This window comes from Acetobacter garciniae (assembly GCF_017377735.1).
In the GTDB taxonomy this organism is placed as follows: Bacteria; Pseudomonadota; Alphaproteobacteria; order Acetobacterales; family Acetobacteraceae; genus Acetobacter; species Acetobacter garciniae.
In genome coordinates this window covers 70417-88908 of sequence record NZ_JAFVMH010000009.1, presented here as the reverse complement: position 1 = coordinate 88908, position 18492 = coordinate 70417, and the positions used below count along the sequence as shown (strand labels likewise).

Below are 18492 nucleotides of genomic sequence, written 5' to 3'. Positions count from 1 at the left end.
ACTTTATTTGTGTCAATAATATTGTTATAGGAATAGGTGTGTATTTATGAAGTTAATACCACAGTTCTCTGAATTTCTAAAAGAAACCGTCAATCTTAATCAGACTCGCATCAACCTTCTTGATGGGAATGTTAAAGCAATACAGAGTTTTATTCGACAAAGTACATGGCGGCCCAAGATATGTAAATTTTATGAGCAGGGGTCATGGGCGCATAACACCATCATTCGGCCGGTTGATGGCGATGAATTCGACGCCGACTTACTTGTGATGGTTGATCCGGTTGAGGGCTGGACAGCGAAGGACTATATTGTAGCCCTTGGAGAGGTCTTCTCCGACAGTGCGACTTATGGCGAGAAGACCAAGATTTGGGACTACTGCGTCACGATTACATACCAAGGTGAACGAAAGGTTGATATCGCACCGTGTGTTGTCAGTCGTCTAGTTCGTGACCAGATAGAGGTTTGTAATCGTGCTACCGATCAATTTGAACGGAGTGAACCTGTTGCCTACACTCAATGGATGAGAGAGCGGAATAATTTTTCGGGTTCCAATTCATTCCGTAAGGTGACCCGGCTTTTGAAATATCTTCGTGATATCAAGAGAACTTTCACCTGTCCTTCCGTACTGCTTACGACCCTTCTAGGTATGCAAATCAATTGGCTCGACAAAGACACAGAAGAGTTTTCTGACGTACCTACGAGCCTTCGCACTTTAATGCGTCGTCTAGACGAATGGCTTCAATTGCGTCCAATTAAACCACGTGTTGAAAATCCTAACCTACCTAGTGAAGATTTCGCGGCGTCCTGGACAGACACACAGTACTCCAATTTTCGGAGTTTTATCCACAAATACCGTGGTTGGGTTGATGATGCTTATAACGCTGAAGGAAAGACAGACAGTGTAGTCGCTTGGCGCAGGATTTTCGGTGATGCTTTTGCCAAAGGCGAAACGGTGAAAGCTTCAACGCATCTTGCAGAAGGAATATCGCGTATCCAATCTTTATTAGTCAGCACAGCAGCGCATGTAGACGAACTGGTGGATGCAGTACGTGATTTTGGTGTGTCTATTTTGCCAGCAAGTTTTTACCGTATTCCACATATGCGGCAACCGACTTGGCCTCAAGCTACGACATTAAACAAGAATGTCCAAGTTTTTGCTACTTGGCAGATCAGTAAAAATGCCATTCAAGGTCGAGCGGTAAAATCTGGTGACATTCTGTCGAGGCAAGGCGGACTTTGGTTTGACGTGGGAGTGAACGGTGGTCTACCTCTTCCTGCGGGTTTTCGAGTTCAGTGGCGAATTACTAACACGGGTGTAGTCGCGCTTGCACGGAATAGCGGTCGGGGTGAATTTTACGTTGCCCAGCGTGGTAACCGTCGATGGGAAGAGCTACAGTATCGTGGTGTTCATATTGCTGAAGCATTTATTATACGCAGCAGCGACAATGTGTTAGTCGGGCAAAGTCCACCTTTTAATGTAGTGATAGAATGACTCTCAACGCTATTCCTGAGAAGCAGAACCAACCAAAATTCATACGGCTTTTGCGGGCTCGTTCGGAAACCTACCGATGTGCAGTTCATTGGCAGATTGTCCAACTTATTTTTACAGTGCTAGTACCTGTGGGTTGTGCGATTACTGGTCTCCTTTTTACACAGACTCGTCCGTACGTTGCTATGATCGCGATTGCAGTCACACTTCTCGATATCGCCATCTTAGATCGCGCTGTGAAGCGGCAATTAAAGATCGCTGCCCTAATTTGCGAGGAGTTCGATTGCCAGCTACTTGATATCCCATGGGACAGCTTCACTGCAGGCAAGTGTCTCCAACCTGAAACAATTATAAAAGCCGACCGGCATTGGTCTAGTGGAGATAGCAAGTTAGTCAACTGGTACCCTAAAGTAGTGGCTTGGGCGCCTATGTATTTGGCTAGGATCGTCTGCCAGAGAACTAATCTTTGGTATGATGCTACGTTACGTGAAAAATACGGAAGTTTTCTGCTTTCTGGTGCGCTGTTAATCACCATCATGTTCGTTGTGGCCGGACTGGTAGTTAATCTATCCGTTGATGACTTTGTAGTGACAATATTTGCCCCGTGTGCCCCACTACTTTCTTGGGCATTACGCGATTTTTTCAAACAACGTGATGCGGCAGATGCTCAAAAAATGGCACGCTCCGAGGCTGAATCGCTTTGGGAGTTAGCGATTACGGGTGGCTGCTGCCAAGATGAATGTGCACGACGTTCTCGCGAGTTTCAAAACACTATCTTTCAAAGGCGCGTTTCCAACCCACTGATTTTTCCTCTGATTTATAATTGGCTGAGAGCAGGAATGGAGGTTGACATGAATCTGGGTGCGGAAGATTTACTTAGAAAAGCCGGGATAACTATAGTGGCATCGCCACCAAGTTGACTGAAATGATCAGTTTCCTGTCTCTATACGCAGAAAATTTCTCCATTATATTGGGTTGAAGAGGAATTTCTTTCAACGCTTCATGTAGAAATAATGATATATTATATTTACATGAAAATAAATATTCAATTCTGAGATGCTGCGACTGCTAGACTGAATACAGTAATGGGGTCTTGGTAGTCGTCTTTGATAGTTCTCTCCACGATCGTTTGTCGACGACCACAACCGATACCCGACGACCTGTTACCCCCCCGCATTGCCGCCTTTAACTATTCACCGACCAGCGTCCAGAATCCCAGCTTGCGCTTATGCTGCGTCTTTAAGCGGGTCACAAAAGCTTTGTGGGTTTCCATGTCGCTTGTCACTGTCAGCATTGGCGCAAGCAGCCGACAGGAGGCGAGATCCTTGGCTGCATAGGAATAATAGCGGGAAAGCGCCTTATCCAGCACGGCCTCGACCAGCAGGCGGTAAAGAAGCGTCGCCTCGTTGGGATATGATTCAGACAGACGATCGGCAGCCGGACGGAGTGTCCCGTAATCACGCCCGTCCAACTCTGTCGTATGCTCCCGCACGAGATTGGCAGCAGCGTCGAGCGCTGGCCATTCAAGAAAAGTGGAAAGGGCTACGCTCCTGACCGGGAAATTGCGGATGTGAGTGAGTGCCTGTTCTTCAGCATCAATCGCATCGTAATCGCTGAGATGGCGTTGGTACGCCCGCCAGTGCGGCAGGCTCAGGCGTTGCTGAAAGACTTTCCATCGCAGGGACTGGGCCTGGTCGCGGTCGCCCACGGCTTCGCACGCTTCGATCCGAAGGTCATCGTTTTCCCAGCGGAACCGGGATGTCTCATCGGTCTCCCGGTCGAGCCACTCGAGCGCCTCATGGGAGCGCTCCTTGTCCAGCAGTCGGCGTGCAACATCGCCGATAGAGGCGGACTGACGTTCACTCAGGCTGACTGCTTCGATATAGGCATCGACGTCACCCATCGCGTCGGCCAGATCCTTCAGGTGACCGAGGGTCTGCATCCGCCCGATGTCGGTACGATAGTCTCCCTTCGCTTTTGAAGCGGGAAGGTCGTACAGTCGTGCAAGAAGCGTGCTTCTGAGTATGGCCGCGCCCGCAGTCCCCAGTGCCTCGCCGCACGATGCGATCAGCTGGTCACAGGTGCCATACCCATCCGCATCGAGAAGCGTGAGCAGATCCCTGACGGTGACAGCCGGATCCCGGCCAGCCTGTCGTCCCCAGAGGGTACCAAGGTCGGAGGCCGCTTCGCGAAACACATCTGACAGGTAACCGGAACTGTCATCAGAGCGCTCATAGACGGAAGGAGCAAGTTCCACGAGAATACGCATCGCGGAAATGGCCTGTCCGACATCCGTCGTTGCAACATCATCGAGAATGGATTGGCGCAAGGCATCGAGTTCGGTCGCAAGGGGTTTGATCCGATCCCAGGGCAGGAATCCACGGGAACGCTGGATCGTTCGCAGTCTTTTCTCGATCTCCTTGCCAAGTTTGTCTTTCGCATGGGTAGCTGTCAGCGCCATGCGCAGCTTTCGGGTGAGCACGGCATCCTGTTCCGACAACTCGACCAGAAGGTCCGCAAGCCGATCCGCACCAAGGGCTTTCAGATTTTCTTTCGTGACGGTCGTGCCGACTTTCGCGGATGCGGCGAATTTGCGGGTGACAGGTTTTGTAGAAGGAGTGCGGGCCATGAATACAGATTATGACCGTGCCCTCAGGGACGCAAGAAAATGTCGTTGCCATCAAAAAGAGGAAAAAGGGCTAATGGCGCTGCCCTCGCGCCGGCAAGGGTTCGCGTCAGCGCGCTGACGCCGCCCGATGGGGTGTCCCCGATCTTCCTGCGCTGCGCTCCGTGCAGATCTGGAGATACCCCTCCCCAGCGGTCGCCCTTGCCGTTGCTACCCCGCTGCTCGCCGCGAGGCAGAGGAACAGCGGGGGCTGTTCCTCGCGGAACAAAGGGCAAAGATCATGACCGGCAACACCAACACGGCGACCGATTTCCGCAATACCATTCTTAACGGCGACAGCGTGCAGCTTATGCGCGCACTCCCCCGCAATGCGGTGGATTTCATCCTGACAGACCCGCCTTACCTTGTGAACTATCAGGGCAGGGATGGGCGGAAGGTGCGCAACGATGACAATGCGCGCTGGCTCCGGCCCGCTTTCAACCAGATGCACCGTGTCCTGAAATGGGGCGGGTTTGCTGTTTCGTTCTATGGCTGGAACCGTATCGACCTGTTCGCCGATGCCTGGAAGGCGGCGGGGTTCCGCATGGTCGGGCATATCGTCTTTCGCAAGTCCTACTCGTCCTCTTCCCGGTTTCTCCGGTATGAACACGAAAGCGCCTACCTGCTGGCCAAGGGCAACATGACACCGCCCGCAAAGCCCATCCCGGACGTGATCGACATGCCCTATTCGGGCAACAAACTGCACCCGACGCAAAAGCCGGTAGCGGCGCTCCTTCCCCTCGTGGAAACTTTCTGCCCGGTGGGTGGGCTGGTTCTGGACCCGTTCGCCGGTTCGGGTTCGTCCCTGGTCGCGGCGCAGCATCTTGGCCGCGACTGGCTGGGAATGGAACTGGACCCGGACCACGCGGCCACGGCAACCCGCCGGCTGGCCTGGCACGGGGCAGGGAGGGAGGCGGCGTAAGCCGCCCCCTTCTTCCCATTACTGGACACGGCCGGAAAATCGCGCCGGTCCATCAGGACCGGCGGCGGGCACGCGCTGCAACCCTGCACGTGCGGCGCTCGCCGGCGGGGCCGGCTCGCGGAGAGTATGGCCGGAAAGAGAACGTTTCTGGCATCGGGGCTACAACGCTGCCAGGACAACACGCCGCGTCCACGGCGCGAGCGGAAGGCGCCAACAGGTTGCGCCTCGGTCATAGTCGGCGCGCTCCGCGCGCTGTCCTGATCGTGAAACCAGTGTAGGAAAGTCCGATGCTATTTCATGGATATTCCTGAAACGTCGCGGCATGTGTGTGGTGTTCCTCCTTGTGGAAAGGACACGATCCATGCTGCTCGGTCTCGGTATTGTCCTTGGCTTCGCTAGTATCGGCTTTCTGTGCTGGCTACTGTTTCTGTGCGCGGTTTATGCTGCCCCTCTGTTCGTGGCGGCGATGGTCTACACCATGCTCTACGACCATGGTGTGCTGTCCGGCGCCCATGCCGTTTTTACAGGTATCGCCGCCGCGATTCTTGTTCTGGCGTTCGGTCAGGCGATCCTCGCCTCCTCGCGTGATCCCGCCCTGCGGGTGGCGGTGTCAGCGCTGCTTGCCCTGCCGGCCGCGCTGGCGGGGTTCGGCACCACGCTGGGTTTCAGCGGTATGGGCGATATGGGCACCATTCCGGCCTACCTCTTCGCGACCTTCGGGGCGCTGTGTGTCGGCGGGGCCGCGTGGGCACGGCTCTGCGCCATTCAGCCCGCATGACCAGCGGGTTGCCGGGTGGCGCCCCTCGACCAGGGCCGGAAAGGCCAGCGCGGTGAGATCAGTCCGTATCGTAGGCATGAACGCGGCTCCGGAGCAGTCAGGCGAGGGACTTTCCCGCTTCGTGGCAGGCGACACGAACACGACCGGACAGCGTGACGGACACCAGAGCAGGCACTGACATGAGCGGCCAGCCCTGCTGACGTGAATGATACGGCAGCATCCCTTTCAGGTTTGCGACCCAGAGGTGCCGGAAACATGGTGTTGCCTGAGCCCTCGTTCGGGCGGCGGATATCATCCGATGTATCTTGCGGCAGGTCAGCCAGTTCCCCCGACAACCCGCGCCCCTGTCACGGAACACGACGAACTGACCTGTCTCTCCACAGGGCTGACGGCGCCGCACACCATGGCCTCTCGATATGGCCGATCTGCCCGAAGACCGGCTTTGCCTCGCCCGGCTGTGGCGCAACGGCGGCTCGCAACTTTTTTCCCCTGGGCTTCGCCCATTCCTCGCGGTCCAAAAAAATTCCGTGCCGCCGTCCTCCGCGTTGCTCCGGCCTGCAAGCAGGTGCGCCGCCAGTCGTCTCCGGGCTGACGATGGCCATCGAGGCCGTGGTGGTCGCGGCCCGATACAAGCCAGGAGACAGGACAATGATCATCGGTTCATTCAAGAAGGTCGGCGAGGGTTACGAAGGCGAAATCGTCACCCTGACACAGAAAATCCGGGGTATCCGCTTCGTGCCCGAAGCCAACCGGGCCAGCGACAATGTTCCCAACTTCCGGGTGCAGATCGGCAAACTCGAAGCCGGGGCGGCCTGGATCAAGCACACCACGGACTGGCGCGAATATCTCAGCGTGAAGCTGGACGATCCGACTCTTTCCGGTCCGATCTTTGCCAGCCTCTTCGAAGAGGAAGGTGGTGCCTACAACCTGGTCTGGAGCCGCCAGCGCCCGCGCAACGGGGACTGACCACCCCACACTGGCCCTTCCCGGCTCAGCCGGGAAGGGTTGCTGCTCACGGGTTACGCGATGGCATCAATACCGTTCATGTTGCGCGATCATATGATCTCCAATTGCCGGCTTCTCACTGGATGACGCGCCGTGGATACTGAACGTCCGGGCAGGCGTCGCCACCCGTTCTCAGACAAACGAGGGAGGGCGTCATGCCCGGAGCACACTGGCACGACCAGGCGCGGTACGAGTATCTGCGCAACGCGATCCCGGCGGAACTCGGCTGGGAATATCTTCGGCGCAATCGTCGCTATCGCGACGAACAGCGCGCCTGCGCGGACCTGTCTCCCGACGATCCGGCCCAGGAGGAATTCGCCCGACGCTGGGGACCGCGATTTCGCCGCCGATCCTGATCAGCGCTTCAGCGCGCTGACCGCGCTCTGGTCGCGTCTGGCCCTGCCGACGATCCTGGTCATCCGGCCATTGCCACTAGCCCAGACGCTGACCCCGCGTCGTCTCGATCTTCTGGCGCTGTCCGATGTGCGTTTTGTCGAAACATACGACGGAATCTACATTTGTTGTGTCTGCGCTGGCGTGACCTGGCAGCTCTGGATGGAACACCAATGGCCGGGGCCGCACCATTATGTTTTCGAGCAGGCATACGACAGCTTCACGCCATTGCGGGCTCACGAGACAATCCGCTTCTGGCGGGTGCTCGCGGGATTCCCGGATCCCGGTCCGTGGCACAGGATGTCGGCGCAGTCCATTGCGCGCCACATTCTCGCCCTTCGTGTCAAAGACGCTCTTGCCATGGGCGTCAGCGAAAGGGTGATCGCCGATCGCCTTCTCGGTGAACCGACGGCGCGCGCCTATGACTGGCCGGATATTTCCGGGCGCGGGCGGTTCCGTCGTCTCAAGAATCTGGCGGACCGGCTGATTGAAGGCGGTTACCGCGATCTCATGGGTTATCCATTGTCGCGCCGCAGGTGAGTGCAGGGCCGCATCCGTCCGCATTGTTTTGCCCCTGATTTTCATGACGACTCCCTGATCACAGAGAAGCACAAAAAGCTGTTTTGCCTGAATGTATTTTCGAAGGCGTGCGGCAAATGGCGGTGTTCGGGTGGTGAAAAGGACTGGTTCTTGTTTCATTTCATGGACGCTTTTGTCGTCGATAAAAACGTCCATTCCCTGAGCCGCCGATTATCCACCAGCGTCCCTCCATACACCCCGCTCTCCGCCGGGTGTTGCATTGAAGGGAGACATGGTCATGGCGATCGCACCACGCCTGATGCGTGTTCGTGAGGCGGCCCGGTTTCTGGGCATCTCGCTCCGCACGCTCGAAAAACACCGCACCTACGGCACCGGGCCGCTCTATCGGAAAGTCGGCGGGCGGGTTCTGTATTCCGTCGAGGACATGATGGCCTGGACCGCCGGGGGCGCGCGCCATTCACCGTCGGAGGCGACGTCGAGCCGTGTCTTTCCGGCGCGCCCGCTGACCCCCGAAGAACGGGAGAGCCTGTGATGGCCGCCGATGAAAGCTGGCGGGAGCCAGACCGCCGCTTCGTGGTCAGCGGTCCTGCCCGGCCCCGTGATCAGCGCGATCTGATGGGTCGACCGTTCTTCGCGCTGGCCAGGCGTCCGCGCTTCGAGCCAGTCCGTTACCGGTCCCGACAGATCGATGTGATCGTCCGGGCATCGGCGGACGAAGGTATGGCCACAATCTGGGATGCCGACGTGTTGCTCTGGCTCGCGGGCCAGATTGTCGAGGCTCTCAATCATGGCCGCTGGGTGTCACGCCATGTCCGCTTCACGCCGTGGCAATTGTTCCACGATCTTGGCTGGGCAGACGGTGCACACCAGTACCGCCGTCTTCGCGGTGCTCTGGTGCGTCTGGAGACCACGCGGGTCGCCACCAGCCTACGCAACCCTGCCGACTGGCCAGCGCAATCCTTCGCCTGGATCAGTGACCTGGGAATTTCCAGAACAGAGGGTGTGTCGCTGACCCTGCCGATCTGGTTCATGGAAGGTGTTTGCGACTGCTCCCGCGTCCTCACCCTCGACCCCGCCTATTTCCGGCTGGCCGGTGGTCTGGAACGCTGGCTTTACCGTCTGGCGCGCCGCCATGCGGGTAGGCAGAAGGCTGGGTGGACGTTCGATGTGGGGGAGCTTCATGCCCGTTCCGGCAGTCTCACCCCGTTGCGCAATTTCATGATCGATATCGGCACCATCGTGCGCCGCCAGAGTATTCCAGGATACGATTTTCAGCTCGTTTCCGGCGGAAAACCGGGAGTCCTGCGCATTGTTCCAACGGGTCGATCCACAGTGCCTGGGGAAAACCATGTGGATTCTACCGTTGCTTCAGATGCGGAACATACCGTTGGTGCAGGTGCGGAATTACCGTTGCTACAGGTGCAAAAACCCGTCGAAGCATCTGATTCAAAAGGAGAAAATGGACCCGTAACTTATATAACTAATATAATAACTTATTATGTAGGGGATTTCGGTCTTTCGGACCCCTTCCCGATAGCTCGATCGGGGTATGGAAAAAAGGCTCGGGAAGCGGTCGCGGATCGCCTGGCAGGTGTCCCATGATCGCCCGTTCTTTTCCGCCGCAGGGCGATGCGCTCACCACCGTCGAACTGACCTGGATCGAGAAGCGTATCGAGCACTGGATCCGGTTCGGGCACCCTGTCGAGGATCGCATTCTGGATCGCCGGCGCAGGCTGATGAGCTTCACGCCGGACAGCGTGTTCGCCTTCATCCGCTGGGCTGCGAACGATTTCGGAACCGTTGTGTCCCGCATCGACATCGTGCGGGCGGTCGGGGCTCAGGAAGCCTGCCAGACCGTGCCCTTTGTACGCCCCGGTGGTGAGAGCCTGCTGCGGCAGAGCGGCTGGCCCAAGGTACGTCGGGTGCTGGAGGCGATCGACGGCGTGGAGGCGCTGGGAATTGATCCTGCGGCTGCCTGTCCCGATCATTGGCGGCACCTGCATCACCGCCTCACAGCGGTGCAGGAGCCGCGTCCCTACACGTACCAACGCCACGAGGCGTGGCTACGCCGGAGGGCCGCGTCATGACCCGGCGCGCATGGTTCTTCTCCACGTATCTCGCCGTGCTCGGCGTGGGCGCTTCACTGGCGTTTCATCCCACGCCGCGCTGGGTCTGGAACGAGACGGCCAGCGTTCCGGTGGGCCTGTATCGCATCCAGCCCACAGTCCCGGTGCGCGTCGGCGACATTGTCGCCATCCGTCTGCCAGAGCGCGAAGCGACGCTGCTGGCGTCACGCGGTTACCTGCCGTTCGGCGTGCCGCTGCTCAAGCTTGTGGCAGCGCTGGCGGGCCAGAGTGTCTGCCGCATCGGCATCCACGTCACCATCGACGGCAAGCCCGTCGGCGATGCGAAGACCGTCGATCATCGGGGCCGAAAATTGCCGGTCTGGCAGGGCTGCCAACGCCTCGGGCCGGGGCAGGTGTTCGTCATGAACGCCGCCGTGCCAACCAGTCTGGACGGGCGGTATTTCGGCGTCCTGTCGATGGACACCGTCATCGGGCGTGCCGTGCCGGTTTATGTCCGCACGGGCGAGGCGGAGCAACCGCTCCCGCATTTCGATCCCCTCCCGGATCTGCGCGATCCGGTGCGGGAACGGCCGCTTCTGGGACCGCCAATGATGCCCGTGAAACAGAGCGAACCGCCCATTCAATGATGGTGACATGGTCGTCGGATTTTCCGTCATCCCTACCATTTACGAAAGGATTTTTCCCATGAGCCAGATCGGATTTTTCACCCGCACCGCCGATGGATTTGCCGGACGCGTGCGGACCCTGTCGCTGGACGCCGAACTGACCTTCGTGCCAGCGGAAAACAATGGCGCGGAGCATGCTCCGGATTATCGCATCCATCTGGGCGACGGGGATACTGGCCCCGAGCTGGGCGCGGGATGGAAACGCACCGGGGAACGTGCCGGCGAGTATGTTTCTGTGCTTCTGGACGATCCCACTTTCATGCAGCCAATCCGCGCTACGCTGTTCCAGGCTGGGCGTGGCGGACGGGAGTGGCAGTTAGTCTGGAACCGGCCCACAAAACGCCTAAGAGGCCGGGAATGAGCACCCGGTTTTTTATGTCCGCCGGCGTGCTGGCCCTGCTCACGCTGCCGCTCTCGCCGACCATCGCCCGCGCCCAGCATTTTGATGATCTGGTGCGTCAGGCGGCGGAGCAAAACGCGATCCCGGCAACGTGGGTATGGGCGGTGCTCCGTGCCGAAAGTGCTGGCGATCCACATGCGGTCTCCAGCGCCGGCGCGATGGGCCTGATGCAACTCATGCCCGGCACCTGGCGGGATGCCCGGCGCACACTTAACCTGGGTGCCGATCCCTTCGATCCACATGACAATATCGCGGCCGGGGCAGCCTATCTGCGATGGCTGTACGACCGTTATGGCGATGCGGGATTCCTCGCCGCCTACAATGCCGGACCTGGTCGCTATGATGATCATCTGGCGACTGGCCGGCCATTGCCGGCCGAGACGGTTTCCTATGTCGCGCAGGTCCGGACTTTGATCAGAAACCCGATCATTTCCTCCGCCGGAGTTCTGTCGAAAATCGTGGCCGACTGGCGAGCCGGATCACTCTTTATCGGAGCAAGAAAAACGGCTCAACAATCTAGCCGGCAGATCCCAAATTCCGTGGAGAAAAACGCTGTCCAACTCCATCCCTTTCCAGTGGAATTTTTACCGTCGCGGGATGGTTTGCTGCGTGCCGATTTTTTCGTCGCTCGCTTTGTGCCAGAGCAGGAAGGCGATGTGCGGGCAGAGGTCATGAAACCATGAGATCAGGAAAGGGAAGAGGGGAATGGGGGCACGGCAAGATTAAAGGGCGCGGCACTCCGTCCGGCCCAAACCTGCGGTTTTGTCTGTCTGCACATGGGGTTGGCGTCCCGCTTTGCAGCACTGTCGATTTTCAGGCCGCAGTGCGGCGGTTTTCCGGAAACGGGCCGTATCCAGCCAGTCTTGACGGCACTGTGCGGGAAACGGCGGTGAAGTGCGGTGCTGGCCATGTCGTCTGACGATGATAGCCGCTTTCAGGTCCGGCCGGGCCGCATCCGGGGCAAGGGGGGCGGAAAGACAAGAAGTTTTCTCTCGCGGATGCGCGCAACCGTGCGGCGGTCGGGCACGTCCCGTTCTCTGCGAAATCATGCCACCTCTGGCCCGTATGCGCCCGGTGGTTCCGGCGGCACCGCCCCACGTCGCGGTGGGCGATCCGGCGTCCGGAAAGGACGCGGTGCCGCCTTCGCGCGGGCACGGCATATCGCGGGCTGGCAGCATGCGAAATCCGGCAGACGCCGCGTTATCGTCAAGTCGCGCATGATCCGTGGGCCGGGCCGTGATGGCAGGGCGCGCGCCCACCTCAATTACATCCAGCGTGACGGCACGTCCCGCGAGGGGCAGCGCGGGCAGCTTTACGGCCCGGAAGCCGATCGTGCCGATGGCGATGCCTTCCTCGAACGCGGGCATGACGACCGGCATCAGTTCCGCTTCATCGTCTCGCCGGAGGATGCCGAGCAGATGCAGGATCTGAGTGCCTTCACGCGCGACCTGATGACGCAGATGGAGACGGACCTCGGCACAAAACTCGACTGGGTTGCCGTCAATCATTTCAACACCGGCCATCCTCATGTCCATATCGTTATCAATGGCCGCGACGATCAGAGGGAGGATCTGGTCATCAATGGCGACTACATCACCCAGGGCGTGCGGGAACGGGCGACCGAACTGGTGACGCTGGAGCTGGGTCCGGAAACGGTGTTGGAGCAACGTCGCAAACTGGAGAACATGGTCGGGCAGGACCGCTTCACGCGGATCGACCGGCAGTTGCTGGCGTTGGCGGAAGATGGTCCGATCGACATGCGTGGCGAGCAGGGGAGCGATCATGTCCTGCGGCAGCGGCGGCTTGCGAAACTGGAGCGGATGGGCCTCGCCAGTCAGACCGAGCCAGGTGTGTGGACGCTCGCGCCGGAGACGGAGAAAACGCTGCGCGAACTCGGGGAGCGGGGCGACATCATCCGCGCCATGAACCGGGCGATGCGCGAGCAGGGGCGTGCGCCGGATCCCGGCCTGTTCGTGTTCCATGGCCCGGCTTCACGCGACACGGTGGAGGGGCGGATCCTTGACCGCCATCTCTCCGACGAACTGGGCGAGCAGATCGGGCTGGTCATCGACGGGGTGGATGGGCGCACCCATCATGTCGCCGGGATCGACCCGGTTTCCCTGGAAGAGGTGCGAAACGGGAGCATTGTCGCGGTCGGCCCAGAGGTCGCAGGCCCCCGTCCCGCTGACCGGGAAATCGTGTCGGTCGCGAGCCGTGACGGTGTCTATCGCGCGGACGCGCATCTTGCGCATGCGCGGTCCATGCCACGTATTCCCGGGGGCGATGCCAACACCTATGTCGCTTCCCACGTGCGCCGCCTGGAAGCCCTGCGTCGTGCTGGCGTTGTCGAGCGTATCGAGGACGGGAGGTGGCAGATCCCCGGTGACTATCTGGAACGGGCTGCGGCGTATGATACGAGCCGCGCGAAACAGATGTCCGTGCGCGTCCTGTCCAGTCTCGATCTCGAGGCCCAGATCACGGCGGATGGTGCGACATGGCTGGACCGGGGGCTCGTCTCGCGCGGCAGGTCGAATGTGGTCGATGCCGGGTTCGGTCATGAGGTGACCGAGGCCCGGAAGCAGCGTCAGGATATGCTGATCGAGCGTGCCGATGCATGGCGCGACAGGGAAGGGCATGTCCGCTACCGCAAGGGCCTGCTGGCGACGCTGGAGCAGCGGGAACTGGACCGTGTCGGCCAGGAGCTGGGGGCGTCGCGCGGGACGTCGTACCGCACCATGTCGGACGGGGAGAAAATGCGCGGCACGCTGAAGGAGAAGGTCCGGTTGGCCAGCGGCACCTACGCGCTGGTCGAGAACGCCCAGGAGTTCGTGCTAGTGCCCTGGAAGCCTGTCATCGACAACCGGATCGGCCAGGAGATCACCGGCGTCATGCGCGGGGGCGCCATGGACTGGCAACTCGGACGGCAGCGGGGGCTGGGATTGTGACGATACGTAATCCTACATTGACTTTGTGCAGGATTATTTGATTGAGAAATTCAATTCCCTGTAGAGGATGAAATCATTAATGCACGTTACGCCAAATGTCTTGCATATATCGGGTATTTTTCGGCGCGAGCGTGTTGCGCTTGGTTTGGAACCCTCTTTTGTGACGACGATGCGATCTGGTTTGACCATAGCTGCGGCAATAAGAAACGGGTCGCGGCCGATCTGTTCCATCTCAACGTCATCCAGATCAGGTGCATATCCGAGAGCTAATACACGCTGCACAGTGGCGCGATCAGGGCTTTCCTCAAGAACTAAAGCCTCCTTTACGTCTGCCCGTTTTAGCCATTCAGCGAGCGGCCCGTTCGAAGGCGTGACTTCATTATAGATTTCCAGGGGTATTTTCACGCAGTTCTGGCTTCCCATTTCCAGAAGCCATTCCCAGAACTGAGGAATTCGGTCGATCGGATAGTAGTCTCCGTGAGCACGAATCAGAACGTTTGCGTCGAGCAGATAGAGCGTCATGCAGCGAAGCTTCGCTCTTGAAGAAGGGTGTCGACAGACGTCGGACGCACGCCCAGAATCTTCGCAGCTCTTGTGTGGGTCAGTGTTTCACCCTGGAGCGCACGACGAACCACATTCAGAAGGCTTGTTCCCAGGCGATGGCGACGAACCATGTAATACGAAGGGCCACTACCAGTTGATTTCGACGTCCGTTGCTTCTGTTCCCGCCAACGTGCGGCGAATGCCTGAAACACAGCTGCCGCAAGTTCATCGGAAATCTTGCCCGTGCTCGCGAGACGGTAGGTGACCACCGCCTGACTGACATTCCATGTCTGGGCGATATGGGCGGTCGCCGTGATAACTTCCGCTACATCGGCGTTGTTCAGATCGGGGAGGAGCGGGTCGGTTTCTCGCGGCAGGAGAAACTCCCCCGCAACCTTGTTGCAGAACCGCTCGATCGCGTTTTCAGATACGCTTCCAAGTGGTCCGCTGATACCACTTTCACCGATCCAGAGATGTGCGAGTTCGTGCATCAGAGTGAAGGCGCGAGCAGGAGCCGCGTCATTGTCGTTGATGACGACAAAAGGTGCGACGTCGTCCGCCAGGGCGAACCCACGAAAGATGTTCTCACCGATATCGGAATGATGAGAACCAAGATCGCCCAGCAGAAGGACATAAATCCCCGTCTTTTCCGCTGCCGCGCGGAGCAACGTGAATAGTGCTACCGGATCTTTCGCCGCCCGCTGCTCATCTACAGTGACGGCCAGTGCAGCCCGGATCGAAGAGACGACTGGCTGGGAGCCTCTTTTCATGGTCGCCGATCCAACGAATGGGAGACGTAGCTCTTCGTCCTCGTCTTCCAGCACTTCGCGGAGGAGTTGTTGGCGGGCTTTTACGTCCCGAACCAGAGCGTCGAGCAACGCATTCTCTCGAACCGATCCGCGACTCCCGGCGATTGTACGAAAATCTTCGCCCCGTTCTCCGCGCTGTGGAGGATGGGGAAGGTAGAACGATACCAGCGGACGCCGATATGCCGCAGCCGCTTTCTGGAGAAGTGTCTCAGTCAGGGGGCGCTCGCCCATTTCGATTGCGCGCAGTTTCTCGACGGCTGTCAGCTTCGCACTGTCCTTCAGCGCAAGCTTTTCCGCTGCCTCCTCAAGGGATAGCCCTGCGGTCTCCCGCGCCCAGGTCATCATCCCAGGATTGATTTGCACGGTGTGGGCCATTGACTCTCAAAAATTATGCCGTCTGTTGTGACTGGATGATCGTACCTTGTGCGAAGAGTACTGCCAAGCGGTGAATGCGTGCGATGCCGGCTGCCGCTCTCATGTGAGCTAATGGTTCATCTTGGATGCGTCGTCCAGCGCGGCAAGGATGACGTTTCCATTGATCCCGATCGCATCCGTGATGTCGAGAAATTCGATCACATCGATCCGACGCTCGCCGGTCTCGTATTTTGCAACATAGGACTGGGGCTTGCCGAGCCGTTCCGCCAGTGTGGCCTGGGTCAGTCCCTTGTCGCGCCTTGCTGCGATCAGCAATTCCATGAGACGGTGCTGTCGCGGAGAGCGCAGCGATTTCGGCATAGGGTGCGGTTCCAGTTGAAACTGAGGAACCGTCCCAATAATCCCGTATCGGGATTATCCCATTTCAGGATATGATCTGCGGACCTGAAGGAAAGGGCAGGATCATGACGTCCCAACCCGAGAACGGAGCCATTCCAGCTGATGAGGCACCGGACTGTCCGCTGCTGACGGCGTATGACCATCTCCATCATATCACCTATCTCCGCCTCCTTGATGCCAAGGAAGCAGGCGCCGACTGGCGCGAGGTGGCGCGGATCGTGCTCGGCCGTGATCCGGCAATCGACAGGGACGGCGCGCGGCGATGCTGGGACTCGCATATGGCGCGGGCGCGCTGGATGCGTGACACCGGCTATCGTCAGCTCCTGACCATTCCTGGTGGAAAGACGCCGCATTGAACGCTCCATCCGATTTCTTACACAAAGACCGCCGATTACCGCACGGCTCCTGAATTATCTTGCCCCGCGCGTGGTTATTCCTCCTGACGGACGGATCATCATCCTGTCACGGAGGTCTTCATGTCCGCGTCTCGTGTGGCCTGGGGCCAGGTGATCCTGGTCCTCACGATCATGTCGCTGTTCTGGTGGGCCGCAACCGAGTGGACCGCCTGGCGTCTGGGGTTCCAGCCTGAACTCGGGCGGCCCTGGTTCATGTTCGCTCACCGCTGGCCTGTCTACGCGCCGCCGCTTTTCTTCTGGTGGTGGTATGAGTTCGATGCCTATGCGCCCGGCATTTTCGTGCATGGCGCGCGGATTGGTGTTGCAGGCGTTGTTCTGGCCGTCATCGTGGCCTTCGCCCTGTCGATCTGGCGGGCGCGGGCAAGGCGTCGGGCCGAAACCTATGGTTCGGCCCGCTGGGCCACCTCTCGCGATATCCGCACAGCGGGATTGCTGGGCGAGAGCGGGGTCGTTCTTGGGAAATACCGCCGGGCCTATCTCCGGCATGACGGTCCCGAGCATGTGCTGTGCTTCGCGCCGACCCGCTCGGGCAAAGGGGTGGGGCTGGTCATTCCGACCCTGCTGACCTGGTCCGGCTCAGCAATCATCCACGATATCAAGGGTGAGAACTGGCAGCTTACGGCGGGATTTCGCGCGACCTTCGGGCGCGTGCTGCTGTTCGACCCGACCAATCCGGCATCGGCCGCCTACAATCCTCTGCTGGAGGTCCGTCTGGGGGAATATGAAGTCCGCGATGTGCAGAACATCGCCGATATCCTGGTCGATCCGGATGGCGCGCTGGAGCGACGCAACCACTGGGAAAAAACCTCGCACGCGCTGCTGGTCGGCGCGATCCTGCATGTGCTTTATGCCGAAGCCGACAAGACGCTCGCCGGTGTGGCGAAATTCCTCTCCGACCCGAAACGGTCCATCGAGACGACCCTGTCCGCCATGATGCGGACGAATCATCTGGGGGAGAAGGGGCCACATCCCGTCGTGGCGTCCGCCGCACGGGAACTGCTCAACAAATCGGATAACGAACGCTCAGGCGTGCTCTCCACCGCCATGTCGTTTCTTGGGCTCTATCGTGATCCCGTGGTAGCGATGGTGACCAGAAAATGCGACTGGCGGATTGAGGATCTCGTATCCTCGGCGCGACCGGCCTCACTTTATTTCGTCGTGCCGCCTTCGGATATCAGCCGCACCAAGCCGTTGATCCGGCTGATGCTCAACCAGATTGGACGCCGTCTGACGGAAGATCTGGAGGCGGCGGCCAGACGGCGAAAGCTGCTTCTCATGCTCGACGAATTTCCGGCATTCGGGCGGCTGGATTTTTTCGAGAGCGCGCTGGCGTTCATGGCGGGCTACCGGATCCGGGCCTTCCTGATCGCCCAGTCGCTGAACCAGATCGAGAAGGCATACGGGCCGAACAATTCGATCCTCGACAATTGCCAGGTCCGCGTCAGCTTCGCGACCAATGACGAACGGACCGCCAGACGGGTGTCGGATGCCCTGGGCACGGCAACGGAGCAGCGGGATTCCACCAATTATGCCGGGCATCGCCTGTCGCCCTGGCTTGGGCACCTCATGGTTTCCCGGCAGGAAACCGCCAGGCCGCTCCTGACCGTGGGCGAGGTCCAGCAACTCCCCGATCACGAGGAACTGGTGATGCTGTCGGGCTGCCCGCCGATCCGCGCCCTGAAGGTGCGTTATTATCAGGATCGTCGCTTTACCACGCGCATCCTGCCGCCACCCGATCCGGCAGCGTTCGTGTGTGACGAGGATCGTATGATTGACGTGTGGTCTGCACGAGTGGTCGCAGATGACGCGCCGAGTGTGCCGTCGCCCCCGGATGCCGGATCCGATACCGACGACGCCAACAGTGGCGTCCGTCGGGAGCCAGAGTTGCCCGAGCATGAGGATATTGCGCCTGAGCGGCCTGATCCGGCCGCCGAATTCGAAATTCCTGACAGCGACCCTGAGGTCGAGGCGCAGCGCGCGGCGGAATTGCGGCGACAGGGGAATATCATCCGCCAGGCCGGCATGGATCGGAATGACGGGCTGGAACTGGGAGGAAACTGA

General features: G+C 59.3%; 20 protein-coding genes. 16 read left to right on the top strand and 4 right to left on the bottom strand.

Going from position 1 to position 18492, the window contains the following annotated elements; all coding sequences use genetic code 11:
* Positions 1-46: 46 nt before the first annotated feature.
* Together J2D77_RS14605 and J2D77_RS14600 are read left to right on the top strand one after the other, a co-directional pair.
* Positions 47-1492, top strand: coding sequence for an SMODS domain-containing nucleotidyltransferase (locus J2D77_RS14605; RefSeq protein WP_207847042.1), 1446 nt, complete (start codon positions 47-49; stop codon positions 1490-1492).
* The gene (locus J2D77_RS14600; protein WP_207847041.1) at positions 1489-2409 is read left to right on the top strand and encodes an S-4TM family putative pore-forming effector; all 921 of its coding nucleotides are present in this window, start codon (positions 1489-1491) and stop codon (positions 2407-2409) included. Before J2D77_RS14605 ends, J2D77_RS14600 begins: the two co-directional genes overlap by 4 nt.
* Positions 2410-2678: 269 nt before the next feature.
* Here the strand turns inward: J2D77_RS14600 and J2D77_RS14595 are convergent, their stop codons facing one another.
* On the bottom strand, positions 2679-4118 hold the full coding sequence (locus J2D77_RS14595; RefSeq protein WP_207847039.1) for a DUF6880 family protein: 1440 nt from the start codon (positions 4116-4118) through the stop codon (positions 2679-2681).
* 277 nt (positions 4119-4395) lie between these two features.
* On the opposite strand from J2D77_RS14595, the gene J2D77_RS14590 reads away from it, so the two are divergent.
* The 12 genes from J2D77_RS14590 to J2D77_RS14535 all read left to right on the top strand — a co-directional run bounded on the left by J2D77_RS14590 (position 4396) and on the right by J2D77_RS14535 (position 13889).
* Positions 4396-5076 carry a DNA methyltransferase gene (locus tag J2D77_RS14590; protein WP_207847037.1) on the top strand — a complete coding sequence of 227 codons (681 nt, stop codon included), beginning with the start codon at positions 4396-4398 and terminating at the stop codon, positions 5074-5076.
* A gap of 361 nt (positions 5077-5437) precedes the next feature.
* Positions 5438-5854 carry a hypothetical protein gene (locus J2D77_RS14585; RefSeq protein WP_207847035.1) on the top strand — a complete coding sequence of 139 codons (417 nt, stop codon included), beginning with the start codon at positions 5438-5440 and terminating at the stop codon, positions 5852-5854.
* Positions 5855-6502: 648 nt separating this feature from the next.
* A complete protein-coding gene (locus J2D77_RS14580; RefSeq protein WP_207847034.1) occupies positions 6503-6820 on the top strand; it encodes a DUF736 domain-containing protein in 318 nt (105 codons plus the stop codon).
* 194 nt (positions 6821-7014) lie between these two features.
* On the top strand, positions 7015-7215 hold the full coding sequence (locus J2D77_RS14575; protein WP_207847033.1) for a transcriptional regulator domain-containing protein: 201 nt from the start codon (positions 7015-7017) through the stop codon (positions 7213-7215).
* Between the two features lie 70 nt (positions 7216-7285).
* Positions 7286-7792 (top strand): DUF2285 domain-containing protein, encoded by a 507-nt coding sequence (locus J2D77_RS14570; protein WP_207847032.1) that lies wholly within the window; start codon positions 7286-7288, stop codon positions 7790-7792.
* Positions 7793-8063: 271 nt separating this feature from the next.
* Positions 8064-8324, top strand: a complete 261-nt coding sequence (locus tag J2D77_RS14565) for a helix-turn-helix transcriptional regulator (RefSeq protein WP_207847031.1) — start codon at positions 8064-8066, stop codon at positions 8322-8324.
* Entirely contained in the window at positions 8324-9394 is a 1071-nt protein-coding gene (locus J2D77_RS14560) for a replication initiator protein A (protein WP_207847029.1), read from the top strand. Before J2D77_RS14565 ends, J2D77_RS14560 begins: the two co-directional genes overlap by 1 nt.
* Positions 9391-9879 carry a DUF2840 domain-containing protein gene (locus tag J2D77_RS14555; protein ID WP_207847027.1) on the top strand — a complete coding sequence of 163 codons (489 nt, stop codon included), beginning with the start codon at positions 9391-9393 and terminating at the stop codon, positions 9877-9879. The genes J2D77_RS14560 and J2D77_RS14555 overlap by 4 nt, the downstream gene beginning before the upstream one ends.
* On the top strand, positions 9876-10505 hold the full coding sequence (locus tag J2D77_RS14550; protein WP_207847025.1) for a S26 family signal peptidase: 630 nt from the start codon (positions 9876-9878) through the stop codon (positions 10503-10505). The genes J2D77_RS14555 and J2D77_RS14550 overlap by 4 nt, the downstream gene beginning before the upstream one ends.
* A 58-nt stretch (positions 10506-10563) precedes the next feature.
* A complete protein-coding gene (locus J2D77_RS14545; RefSeq protein WP_207847024.1) occupies positions 10564-10905 on the top strand; it encodes a DUF736 domain-containing protein in 342 nt (113 codons plus the stop codon).
* Positions 10902-11627, top strand: a complete 726-nt coding sequence (locus J2D77_RS14540) for a lytic transglycosylase domain-containing protein (protein ID WP_230975837.1) — start codon at positions 10902-10904, stop codon at positions 11625-11627. Before J2D77_RS14545 ends, J2D77_RS14540 begins: the two co-directional genes overlap by 4 nt.
* Before the next feature lie 225 nt (positions 11628-11852).
* Entirely contained in the window at positions 11853-13889 is a 2037-nt protein-coding gene (locus J2D77_RS14535) for a DUF3363 domain-containing protein (protein ID WP_207847022.1), read from the top strand.
* Positions 13890-13922: 33 nt separating this feature from the next.
* Here the strand turns inward: J2D77_RS14535 and J2D77_RS14530 are convergent, their stop codons facing one another.
* The 3 genes from J2D77_RS14530 to J2D77_RS14520 form a co-directional block, all read right to left on the bottom strand.
* Complete coding sequence (locus tag J2D77_RS14530) at positions 13923-14411, bottom strand: DUF4411 family protein (RefSeq protein ID WP_006560424.1); 489 nt, start codon at positions 14409-14411, stop codon at positions 13923-13925.
* A complete protein-coding gene (locus tag J2D77_RS14525) occupies positions 14408-15616 on the bottom strand; it encodes an XRE family transcriptional regulator (RefSeq protein WP_006560425.1) in 1209 nt (402 codons plus the stop codon). Before J2D77_RS14525 ends, J2D77_RS14530 begins: the two co-directional genes overlap by 4 nt.
* 108 nt (positions 15617-15724) lie before the next feature.
* Positions 15725-15976, bottom strand: coding sequence for a helix-turn-helix domain-containing protein (locus J2D77_RS14520; RefSeq protein ID WP_207847020.1), 252 nt, complete (start codon positions 15974-15976; stop codon positions 15725-15727).
* 104 nt (positions 15977-16080) lie between these two features.
* Between J2D77_RS14520 and J2D77_RS14515 the strand changes: the two genes are divergently transcribed.
* Positions 16081-16371, top strand: coding sequence for a DNA -binding domain-containing protein (locus J2D77_RS14515; RefSeq protein ID WP_207847018.1), 291 nt, complete (start codon positions 16081-16083; stop codon positions 16369-16371).
* Positions 16372-16491: 120 nt separating this feature from the next.
* Positions 16492-18492, top strand: coding sequence for a conjugal transfer protein TraG (locus tag J2D77_RS14510; protein WP_207847015.1), 2001 nt, complete (start codon positions 16492-16494; stop codon positions 18490-18492).

What these genes read in the sequence shown, in the direction of transcription:
- J2D77_RS14565 (WP_207847031.1), top strand. Translation starts at nt 8,064, where the DNA reads ATGGTCATGGCGATCGCACCACGCCTGATGCGTGTTCGTGAGGCGGCC.
- J2D77_RS14520 (WP_207847020.1), bottom strand. Translation starts at nt 15,976, where the DNA reads ATGCCGAAATCGCTGCGCTCTCCGCGACAGCACCGTCTCATGGAATTG.
- J2D77_RS14550 (WP_207847025.1), top strand. Translation starts at nt 9,876, where the DNA reads ATGACCCGGCGCGCATGGTTCTTCTCCACGTATCTCGCCGTGCTCGGC.
- J2D77_RS14590 (WP_207847037.1), top strand. Translation starts at nt 4,396, where the DNA reads ATGACCGGCAACACCAACACGGCGACCGATTTCCGCAATACCATTCTT.
- J2D77_RS14605 (WP_207847042.1), top strand. Translation starts at nt 47, where the DNA reads ATGAAGTTAATACCACAGTTCTCTGAATTTCTAAAAGAAACCGTCAAT.
- J2D77_RS14525 (WP_006560425.1), bottom strand. Translation starts at nt 15,616, where the DNA reads ATGGCCCACACCGTGCAAATCAATCCTGGGATGATGACCTGGGCGCGG.
- J2D77_RS14580 (WP_207847034.1), top strand. Translation starts at nt 6,503, where the DNA reads ATGATCATCGGTTCATTCAAGAAGGTCGGCGAGGGTTACGAAGGCGAA.
- J2D77_RS14535 (WP_207847022.1), top strand. Translation starts at nt 11,853, where the DNA reads ATGTCGTCTGACGATGATAGCCGCTTTCAGGTCCGGCCGGGCCGCATC.
- J2D77_RS14530 (WP_006560424.1), bottom strand. Translation starts at nt 14,411, where the DNA reads ATGACGCTCTATCTGCTCGACGCAAACGTTCTGATTCGTGCTCACGGA.
- J2D77_RS14555 (WP_207847027.1), top strand. Translation starts at nt 9,391, where the DNA reads ATGATCGCCCGTTCTTTTCCGCCGCAGGGCGATGCGCTCACCACCGTC.
- J2D77_RS14585 (WP_207847035.1), top strand. Translation starts at nt 5,438, where the DNA reads ATGCTGCTCGGTCTCGGTATTGTCCTTGGCTTCGCTAGTATCGGCTTT.
- J2D77_RS14560 (WP_207847029.1), top strand. Translation starts at nt 8,324, where the DNA reads ATGGCCGCCGATGAAAGCTGGCGGGAGCCAGACCGCCGCTTCGTGGTC.
- J2D77_RS14575 (WP_207847033.1), top strand. Translation starts at nt 7,015, where the DNA reads ATGCCCGGAGCACACTGGCACGACCAGGCGCGGTACGAGTATCTGCGC.
- J2D77_RS14595 (WP_207847039.1), bottom strand. Translation starts at nt 4,118, where the DNA reads ATGGCCCGCACTCCTTCTACAAAACCTGTCACCCGCAAATTCGCCGCA.
- J2D77_RS14515 (WP_207847018.1), top strand. Translation starts at nt 16,081, where the DNA reads ATGACGTCCCAACCCGAGAACGGAGCCATTCCAGCTGATGAGGCACCG.
- J2D77_RS14540 (WP_230975837.1), top strand. Translation starts at nt 10,902, where the DNA reads ATGAGCACCCGGTTTTTTATGTCCGCCGGCGTGCTGGCCCTGCTCACG.
- J2D77_RS14600 (WP_207847041.1), top strand. Translation starts at nt 1,489, where the DNA reads ATGACTCTCAACGCTATTCCTGAGAAGCAGAACCAACCAAAATTCATA.
- J2D77_RS14545 (WP_207847024.1), top strand. Translation starts at nt 10,564, where the DNA reads ATGAGCCAGATCGGATTTTTCACCCGCACCGCCGATGGATTTGCCGGA.
- J2D77_RS14510 (WP_207847015.1), top strand. Translation starts at nt 16,492, where the DNA reads ATGTCCGCGTCTCGTGTGGCCTGGGGCCAGGTGATCCTGGTCCTCACG.